At 67.8% G+C, this 8,492-nt stretch carries 9 protein-coding genes and 1 pseudogene; 2 read left to right on the plus strand and 8 right to left on the minus strand.

The genetic code is table 11. The features are described from left to right. Window positions 1–4 precede the first annotated feature (4 nt). The 3 genes from FXN61_RS26190 to FXN61_RS26200 are packed head-to-tail and all read right to left on the minus strand — an operon-like array spanning window position 5 to window position 3,702. The gene (locus FXN61_RS26190) at window positions 5–1,147 is read right to left on the minus strand and encodes an AI-2E family transporter (RefSeq protein ID WP_167976684.1); all 1,143 of its coding nucleotides are present in this window, start codon (window positions 1,145–1,147) and stop codon (window positions 5–7) included. Between the two features lie 48 nt (window positions 1,148–1,195). Further along, window positions 1,196–3,289, minus strand: coding sequence for a KAP family P-loop NTPase fold protein (locus FXN61_RS26195; RefSeq protein WP_167976685.1), 2,094 nt, complete (start codon window positions 3,287–3,289; stop codon window positions 1,196–1,198). A 17-nt stretch (window positions 3,290–3,306) separates the two neighbouring features. Further along, window positions 3,307–3,702 (minus strand): nuclear transport factor 2 family protein, encoded by a 396-nt coding sequence (locus FXN61_RS26200; protein ID WP_167976686.1) that lies wholly within the window; start codon window positions 3,700–3,702, stop codon window positions 3,307–3,309. 83 nt (window positions 3,703–3,785) lie between these two features. Here FXN61_RS26200 and FXN61_RS26205 point away from each other — a divergent pair, with 83 nt between their 5' ends. After that, entirely contained in the window at window positions 3,786–4,157 is a 372-nt protein-coding gene (locus tag FXN61_RS26205) for a winged helix-turn-helix transcriptional regulator (protein ID WP_167976687.1), read from the plus strand. On the opposite strand, the gene FXN61_RS26210 is transcribed toward FXN61_RS26205, so the two are convergent. Continuing rightward, the gene (locus tag FXN61_RS26210; RefSeq protein ID WP_167976688.1) at window positions 4,142–5,299 is read right to left on the minus strand and encodes an FAD-dependent oxidoreductase; all 1,158 of its coding nucleotides are present in this window, start codon (window positions 5,297–5,299) and stop codon (window positions 4,142–4,144) included. The two genes, FXN61_RS26205 and FXN61_RS26210, sit on opposite strands and share 16 nt — an antisense overlap. Before the next feature lie 15 nt (window positions 5,300–5,314). Next, window positions 5,315–6,076 (minus strand): DUF4142 domain-containing protein, encoded by a 762-nt coding sequence (locus FXN61_RS26215; RefSeq protein ID WP_167976689.1) that lies wholly within the window; start codon window positions 6,074–6,076, stop codon window positions 5,315–5,317. 96 nt (window positions 6,077–6,172) lie between these two features. Here FXN61_RS26215 and FXN61_RS26220 point away from each other — a divergent pair, with 96 nt between their 5' ends. Beyond that, the gene (locus tag FXN61_RS26220; RefSeq protein WP_167976690.1) at window positions 6,173–6,661 is read left to right on the plus strand and encodes a MarR family winged helix-turn-helix transcriptional regulator; all 489 of its coding nucleotides are present in this window, start codon (window positions 6,173–6,175) and stop codon (window positions 6,659–6,661) included. Here the strand turns inward: FXN61_RS26220 and FXN61_RS26225 are convergent. From FXN61_RS26225 to FXN61_RS26235, 3 genes and pseudogenes are all read right to left on the minus strand, one after another. Beyond that, the gene (locus FXN61_RS26225; RefSeq protein WP_167976691.1) at window positions 6,608–7,165 is read right to left on the minus strand and encodes a TetR/AcrR family transcriptional regulator; all 558 of its coding nucleotides are present in this window, start codon (window positions 7,163–7,165) and stop codon (window positions 6,608–6,610) included. The genes FXN61_RS26220 and FXN61_RS26225 overlap by 54 nt on opposite strands. 9 nt (window positions 7,166–7,174) lie before the next feature. Next, window positions 7,175–7,603, minus strand: a complete 429-nt coding sequence (locus FXN61_RS26230; protein WP_167976692.1) for an SRPBCC domain-containing protein — start codon at window positions 7,601–7,603, stop codon at window positions 7,175–7,177. Between the two features lie 83 nt (window positions 7,604–7,686). Further along, window positions 7,687–8,492, minus strand: a pseudogene (locus tag FXN61_RS26235) (hypothetical protein); the annotation flags it as partial.

An 8,492-nucleotide genomic window follows, 5' to 3' on the forward strand; every position in this document is an offset into this window, starting at 1 on the left:
GTGTTCACTCAGGAGAACGCTCGGTCTCCCCCGGTTCATCCCCGTCTGGTTGTGACGTGTCCATTACGACGGAACGCGCTTCGATGACCTCGCCCAGGTAACGCATGACGACGGCCACAGCGGCGGCGACCGGCACGGAGAAGAACGCTCCCGCGATGCCGTACAACGACGTACCCGCGGTGACGACGAGCAACACGACCGCCGCGTGCAGGCGCAGGCTGCGCGACTGCAGGATGGGCTGCAGCACGTTGCCCTCGACCTGCTGCACCACGATGACGATGATCAGCATGATGACGGCCGTGGTCAGGCCGTTGCTGACGAGCGCGACCAGCACCGCCAGCGCGCCGGCGATGAGCGCACCGACGATCGGGATGAAGCCGCCGAGGAACGTCAGCGCGGCCAGCGGAATCGCCAGCGGCACGCCGAGGATGACCAGGCCGAGCCCGATGAACACGGCGTCGATCAGCGACACGACCGCCTGGCTGCGGATGAAGTTGCCGAGCGTGACCCAGATCCGCTCCAGCACCGTCGTGACGTGCCCGCCCGCACGCTCACCGATCAGACCACGCACCCACGGCGTGAACCGGGCGCCGTCCTTGACGAAGAAGAACGCCAGCAGCAACGCCACCAGCCCGGTCACCACACCGGACGTCACCGCACCTGCCCCGGTCAGCAACCCGCCCGCGATCGAGCCGATGCTGGACTTGATCTGCTCGAGGCCCTGGGCGATCAGCCGGTCGAGGTCCGTGTCGCGCAGGTTCAGCGGCGGGCCAGAGGCCCAGTCCTGCAGCTGCGTCACGGCCTCCGTCGCACTCTGCGCGATCTCCGGCACGCCGGACGCGATCGACGACGAGATCGCCGCGATGACACCGCCCAGCACCGCCAGCCCGACGACCAGCACGATCGTCGCCGCCAGCGCCGAGTTCAGCCCCTTCGACATCAACCACCTGGCCGGCGGCCACAGCACCGTCGTGATCAGCAACCCCAGCAGCACGGGCATCACGACCACCCACAGCTGCCCGATCACCCACACGGCCATCCAGAAGCCGAGCGCGGCCAGCGCCACCCGCAGACTCCACCGCGCGAGCCAGCTCACGCCGTGCCCGATGGCCTCACCCTTGTCCGCCCACCTGCGATCCCGTTCCACGCGCACAGTCTGTCGTGATCTAGCCCGATCGGGTGGCAGACACGCGAATTACCCCTCCGCCAACCCGCAGCACTGCCGAACCAGCGCGGCGGTCAGCGGCCCGCCCTCGTCGTGCAGGACGACCCGCCGCAAGTCCTTGCTCTTCGCGAACGCCCGGAGCTCCTCAGGGAAGTGGTCAGCGCACCAGAGGTCGTCCTTGATCCCTTCAACGGCGTCGGGATTGCGCGCCAGGACGTCCGCGATGCTCGGCCACCGCACCCTGATCAGCACCCACAACGCCAGCGTGTCGGGCGGCAGCGTGCTGCCTTCCAGCGTCCGCACCGACCGCAGCATGCTGTAGGTGTTGAGGAACAGCTTGATGCTCCTCGGGTTGCCGTGGAGCATCGGCGAGAACTTCCGCAGCGTGTGCTCGGTGTGCTTGCGTGTCTCGCTGGATGCGAGTGCCAGCGCTGCTTCGCCCGCGACGGCTTCCCGCGCGGCGGGGCTCAGGCCTTCCAGTGTCTCGATGATGGCCGCTTCGTCGTTCCCGGCGTGCTTGATCGCGGCGCTGGCCGAGGCGACCTGCGGACTCGGACCGGCCGTCAGCCCGAGCAGACTCCCCATGAACTCCTTCTGCGTGCTGCCGCCCAACGCAGGCATCGGCACGTTCAGCTGGAACAGCTTGTCCATGAACAGATAGCCGAGCGGTCCTTCCGCGACCTCGAACGTCGAGTAAGCGTGCTCGTAGCTCTGCCGGATCCAGGCGCCGTCGGCCGCGACGACGAAGTAGGCCGCCGGCGCGGATCTCTTCGCGACAGCCCGGTAGTGGCTTCGCGGTGCGTCACGCACGAGGGTGTGGACGGAGTCCAGAAACTCGACGACGTAGTCCTCCCGGCAGCGGTCGAGGTCGTCGACGAAGAACACCACCGGCTTCTTCGACCGCTTCAGCAGCCAGTCGAAATGCAGCGCGATCCGGGTCATCGGGTTGGAGTTCGACTGCTCGAACAGCCGCGCGCCGCCCGCTGACGCCCAGAGGAACGCTCGCGCCGCGACTCGGCTGCCGGCCCAAAGGAACGACACCATCGCGATCGCGGGGGTGAACAGCTTGATCAGATCGCTGGTGGTGGGCGTGAACTTGTTCGCCAGCCACCAGGTCGCGTAGCCGACTCCGGCAGACAGGATCAGCAACAGGATCAGGGCCACCGTGTACGGGGCGCCGGACACCCGCATGCGCGCCCACATCTCCCGGAAGCGGAGCCAGGCGCGGCTGAACCGGCCGCGGTCGGCGAGGACGTGCTGCCGAAGCGTCGTCAGAAGAGCCCACCACGGTGGTGACACGCGTGACTGCTGCCAAGCGTCGAACCACACGACCAGAAAGGGAGGCTGCTCCTCGAGTTCTTTGGCTAGCAGCAGGAGGACGCTGCTCTTTCCGGAACCCCAAGTGCCATCGAGGTGTACGAGCAGTGACGTGTGCGGATGGCCCTCCTTCGCGTCACGCAGCCGCGAGTTGAGCACGCGAGCCAGCGAATCGCGTCGCAGAAGGTCGGTCGAGGTGGCGGAATCGGTGGACCAGCCGACCTCGACACCGTCCGCGTCGGTGTCGTCCGGGTGCTCCGGGATGCTTTCCGGCAGGTCAGGTTCCGCGTCCAGCAAGATCCGCAGCTCGGCAACCGCCCGAGCAGCCATCTCAGCGAAGTCCGTGCTGTCCTCGAAGGTGAGGTACACGTTCCGAACCCCGTCGGCGGTGCGCTCGGCTTCCTCTCGGAATGCGATCAGCTTCGCGCGGTTGTCCGCGTCACTCTCGATGTCGCGAATGCTCTTGCCTTGACCGAACACCAGGGTTGGACGCCCGAGCCGGACCGCCTCGCGATACTCCAGGTGATTGATCGACAGTCTCTCAGGATTATTACGGCTGGCCGGGACATGTCCGTATTGAGTATTGGTCATCGCGACATAAGCCACTGTGTCCCTCACCACGCGCAACGACATTTCCAGTGGTGAGCCCCAGGCCACGCGAGCGGTATTGTTGTCCACTGGCATGAGATGTTGGTCGTTCAGGGCACTCATGAGTGCCGCCCATTGGCGCCGGAACCCGGTGGGCGGATCCGAAACCGACACACGATAGAACGGCCGTGGCGCGGACATGCCCAGATGTCGCGCCACAGCCACACCCTGTTACCTCACGCCTGACCCCAGAAGGCGTCCTCCTCGGCGGGGTCGGCGGTGAACAGCCACACCTCCGCCACCTTGCCGTCGGCGACACGCATCAGGTCGACGCCGACACCGTCCATCTCCGCACCGGAGCGCTTGGCGGTCCAGTGGACGGTGGCGGCGACGATCGAGCCGTTCGCCATCAGCGGGGCGTTGCGCTTCAGGGTGAAGGTGCCCTCGGAGACGGTCATCATGCCGCCGATCATCTCGCCGACGGCGGCGCTGCCGTGGTGCACGCCGGAGAACCTGTTGGCGCCGGGCTGGTGCCACACGACGTCGTCGGCGAACTGGGCCGCGACTGTGGCGAAGTCTCCGGACTCGAGGGCTTCGAAGTAGGTGGTGGCGACGGCGAACGGGGTGGTCATGGTTTCTCCTTTTCTCAACGGCTGCCCTATGCTCACCTTCGGTAACCAATTACCTCAACGTAACTATTGGATGGATGTGGCCCATGTCACAGGTGATGCCGGACTGGAGCGTGCTCCTCTCCACCTGCCCGTCGCGCACGAGCCTCGCGCGCATCGCGAACAAGTGGACGGCGATGGCGGTGTCGGTGCTCGGCAGCAACGGGCGCATGCGGTTCGGTGACCTCAGGACGCAGCTCGACGGGATCAGCGGCAAGGTGCTCACGGAAACGTTGCGGGACCTCGAAAGGGACGGGCTGGTGACGCGGCACGTGCACGCCGAGGTGCCGCCGCGGGTCGAGTACGAGCTGACCGCGCTCGGGTTCACGTTGCACGCGCCACTGCTCGCGTTGTGCCGGTGGGCGGAGGAGCACATCGCCGAGGTGTTGGTGAACCGCGAGATCTACGACGCGCGCTGACGAAGAAGCACGCCGTCGACGTCGGGCATGACCGAGCCGCGGATCAGGTTCCGCACGACCGGCCGTCCGGACAGCCGGAAAGCCATGTCGCGCAACGAGATCCGCAAGCGAGACGACGGTGCCATCCAGCCGATGAACTTCCGTCCGAAGTCCTGGGTGCGGGAGACCACGAGCTTCATCCGCGCCTGATACCGCTCGAAAGCGCCGTCAGTGCCGGCCGCGAGTTCCTCGGCCAGCACGAACGCGCCGGTCATCGCGAGCGACGCACCGTGGCCGGCGAACAGGGAGACCGCCCCGCACGCGTCACCGACGAGGACGACCTTGCCGCGATGCCAGACCGGCAGGTCCACTTGGGACACCTCGTCGTAGTAGATGTCGTCCGGCACAACGGAAAGCAGCGAAGGCGCCACCCAGCCGAGGTCGCCGAACCGCTCCCGCAACGCCGCCGCAGGATCTGCGGGCAAGGCCTGCGATGAGGACCGGTACAGCAGCAGCGCCGCCATCGCCCCGTCCCGCACGGCGTAGCAGCCGATCATCCGGTGCGGCACGGTCAGCATCTGGTAGCGGTAACCGATCCGCGCACTCAACGACGGGTCCCTGAAGGAAAACGCCGCCACGTGATGCCCGAGGTACCGCACGAACGACGGCCCGAACAGCAGCTCACGAACCCGTGAGTGCACGCCGTCCGCACCCACGACGAGGTCGAAGTCCCCCACCGACCCGTCAGAGAACGTCACCCGGCCGTCATCGATCACAGAAACCGTGACCCCACAACGGATCGGCGACCGCACGTCGTCGCGGACGACATCCGCGAGATCGCCCCGCAGCAGGCTGATCACTCCGTCAGCGACCGCCTCATAAGCCTCCGTGGAGATCTCCGCGCGCCGCCGGCCACGTGAGTCCACGCTGGTCACGGACGAGATCGGCGCGCGACGGGCCTCCAGCGCCGGCAACAGGCCCATGCGCCGCGCCACCTCGTGACCGGGCCCGAAGAAATCGATCATGTAGCCACCGGCGCGGAACGCAGGGGCCTTCTCAACGACCAGGACGTCCCAGCCGGCACGTTCCAGCCACCACGCCGTCGCCAGCCCGGCGATTCCCGCTCCGACGACCAACGCCCGTTGGGCATTCGACTTAGGCATATGCCCAATCTAACATCACGAGCGAATCTTGCGACTGCTCCGGCCACCGCTCCACAGCCAGATCCCGGCCACGACCGCCGCGAGCACGCCCAGCCCGAGGAGGCCGTCGGGGACGCCGTCGTCCTGCTGCAGCTGCTGCGAGTTCTGCGAGATGACCGGCGCCGGACGAGGAGGAGTCGGCGCGGCGGACGAAGGTTGCGCGACCAGGGCCAGCGGGATCGCCTTGGTGTCGTTGAAATCCACCATCCCGGTGGCTTCCAGCACCGTGATGTGGTCAAGCACCGTGTCCATGCAGACCTTGGAGTAGTCACGGATCGCGGTGTTGCGGGTGCCGGTCCTGACCGCGGCGAGGAACTTGTAGACCGCCCCGTGCGCCGCACGAAGCCGGTTCGCGAAGATCCGGTCGAACTCAGCGCTGCGCGCGGGCGCGGCCGCCATCTCGTCCAGCCAGCCCTGCTGGTCGGCGTTGGGCTGCGTGGGCAGCTGCACGTTCAGCGTGCGGGCGAGCTCGACGGTTCTCCTGTCCAGATCGGCGTGCCCGTCGATCAGGTGACGGCCGGCCTCCCGCACCAGCGGGTTGGCCGACTTCTCGAGCCCCATCCGCCCGGCGGGGCCCTCCCACAACCCGGCAAGCGCCACCTTCTGCAGCAGGTCCCGCCCGGCAGGCCCCATCGGGCCGAACTGGGTCTGGACGTAGTCGGAACCCAGGTCCGGCTGCGCGAACGCGGACGGGGCACCGAACAACACGATCAGCAGGGAGACGAGGAATTTCCGCATGCCGAGAGGTACGGACAGATCGTGACTCGTCGACCGTTGCACAGTGCATTGGTTATCGGTTCGTAATCTTTTGGCGGGCCCTGTAGAACTGGGCGGGTGAGTGACATCGATGACCTGACCGACGCGGTCCTCACCGCGTCCCGCCTGCTGATCGCCGTGTCGGCACGTTCGCTGGCGGCGGTCGAGGAGACACTCACACTGCCGCAGCTGCGCATGATCGTGCTGCTCGACAGCCGGGGCCCGATGAAGCTCACCGCGCTCGCCGACCTCCTCGAGGTCAACCCCTCCACGGCGAAGCGCATGATCGACCGGCTGATCACGTCCGGCATGGTCGACCGCGAGCAGAACCCCGCCAGCAAACGCGAGGTCGTGGTCGTGGTGAGCGAGGAAGGCCGCCGGGCCGTCAACGAGGTGATGGCACGCCGGCGTGCCGAGATCAGCACGATCGTGGCGCGCATGCCGGAAAACCTGCGGCACGGCCTGGTCGAGGCGCTGACCGCGTTCGCGGAGGCCGGTGGCGAACCCCGCTGGTCAGCTCGAGACGAGGCGCCGGAACGGGCCCGCGACCACGCGAAAGTCGACTGACTCGTCGAGCGCGCGGTGCAGCACCAACCCGTCGATGGCGGCGCCCAGCAACAACGCGACCGCGTCAGCGTCCTTCACATCGGCACCCCGCAGCCAGTCGGCCACCCGTGCCCGGAAGCCCGCGACCAGGGCGGCGAGCGAGGTCCGCAGCTCGGGGAGCCGGTGCGAGGCCAGCAAGGCCTCGGCCAGCAGCAACGACTCCGGGTCCGTACCGGTGTAGCGGGAGAGCTCTTCGAGCATCCGCTCGATGCCGTCGGCCGGATCCGACGCCCGCAACGCGTCCGCGGATTCGGCGAGGACCTTCTCGGCGAACTGCAGCGCGGCCGTCGACAGCAGCTCCTGAACCGACGAGAAGTGGTAGTGCACGAGCGCGGCGTTGACGCCCGCCCGTTCGGCGACCAGCCGCGTGGTCACCGCACCCCAGCCGACCTCGCCCACGAGCTGGGCGGCGGCGTCGAGCAGTTGTTCACGGGTGCGGCGACCACGGTCGGCTGACTTGGGCACCTGACTAACTTAGCTTTCCGCCTTCTTCTTGAACGCGTCCAGCACCTCGGACCAGCCGCCCGTGTTGTCCTGGTGCGCCTTCACGCGCAGGTCTTCCGAGCCCGCGAGCGACGCGAACCCGCTCTCCACGACGCGCAGACGCGTCCCGGAACCCTCGGGTGTGAGGGTGAACTCGACCAGCGTCGTGTTGTCCGCGCGCAGCTCCTCGCCGCCGAAGGCGCTGGCCCAGCGGTACGACACGTAGGTCTGCGGCGTGACGGTCTCGACCCGCACCGGGAAATCGCCGTACTGCTCGTTCTTGCACACGGTCGTCTCACCCTCGACGGCCGTACCCGATGGCTCGGAGGCCACCCAGAACCCCGGTTCGGTCACCAGCTGCCAGACCCGCTCCAGCGGTGCCTCGATCAGGGTCTCGCGTTCGATCCGGTCCACGCTCACGACAACTCCCCAAGTCCGACTCAATATTGCAACCCCAGAGTTGCACATCGCCGACCAGATGTGCAACCCCAGGGTTGCACGAGCTAGGGGCGCGCACCGAGTGAGGGGGCCACCCCGGTGGTCACCGAGTAGACCGACCGCACCGTGCCTTTCTTCAGCGAGCCGCCCTCCTCCGCGACGGTCTCCCGGATGCCGATGAACTCGCCGTTGCCCGGATTGATGATCAGCTCCTCGAAGGTGTCGTGGTACTTGATGCCCAGCGCCACGCCCTCCATGCCGTCGAGGTTCGCCCGCTTCTCGGTGACCACGAGGCCGGGCAGCAGGGCGAGCGCGCGGAACATGGTCGTCCGCACGTCCGCGGGCAGCCTGCCCGACAGCAGGCCGATGATCGCCGTGTTCAACGCCCCGGCGTCGCCGGTGCCGCCGTCCTGCACCATGCGCTCGTAGAGGGCGCGTGGGTCGGTGGGCAGGGAGGCGACGAACGACGGGATCGGGTTTTTCCAGCTGCCGATCGTGCACAGGTCCGGATAGTCCGCCGCGTAGTAGGAGAACTTGCCGCAGGGCGCGCGGAACTCCTCGTCCCGACCTCGGTCCGGCTCGCCCTCGCCCTCGTGGCCGGGCAGCCACTCGGACTTGACCTCGATCGTCCTGCGTTCCAGCCACTCCTGCCGATGGTCCGCCGGGATCCACACCTCGGTCCGCGAGCCCTGGGTCCGCACCTCGTTCGTGCCGATCGTCTGGGCGATCGACCGGTGTCGGCGGCTGACGTAGCGGTACTGGCCGGGCGCGACCGGCTGGTCGCTGACGCGCGCGGCGAGGTCGGCGGCGTGGATCAACTCCTCGGCGGCGGTGGCGGAGGAACCGGTGCCGTCACCGGTGACCGTCGAAG

The sequence above is a fragment of the Lentzea indica genome, from assembly GCF_012184385.1.
Lineage (GTDB): Bacteria > Actinomycetota > Actinomycetes > Mycobacteriales > Pseudonocardiaceae > Lentzea > Lentzea indica.

What these genes read in the sequence shown, in the direction of transcription:
- FXN61_RS26205 (WP_167976687.1), top strand. Translation starts at nt 3,786, where the DNA reads ATGTCACAGGTGATGCCGGACTGGAGCGTGCTCCTCTCCACCTGCCCG.
- FXN61_RS26215 (WP_167976689.1), bottom strand. Translation starts at nt 6,076, where the DNA reads ATGCGGAAATTCCTCGTCTCCCTGCTGATCGTGTTGTTCGGTGCCCCG.
- FXN61_RS26200 (WP_167976686.1), bottom strand. Translation starts at nt 3,702, where the DNA reads ATGACCACCCCGTTCGCCGTCGCCACCACCTACTTCGAAGCCCTCGAG.
- FXN61_RS26210 (WP_167976688.1), bottom strand. Translation starts at nt 5,299, where the DNA reads ATGCCTAAGTCGAATGCCCAACGGGCGTTGGTCGTCGGAGCGGGAATC.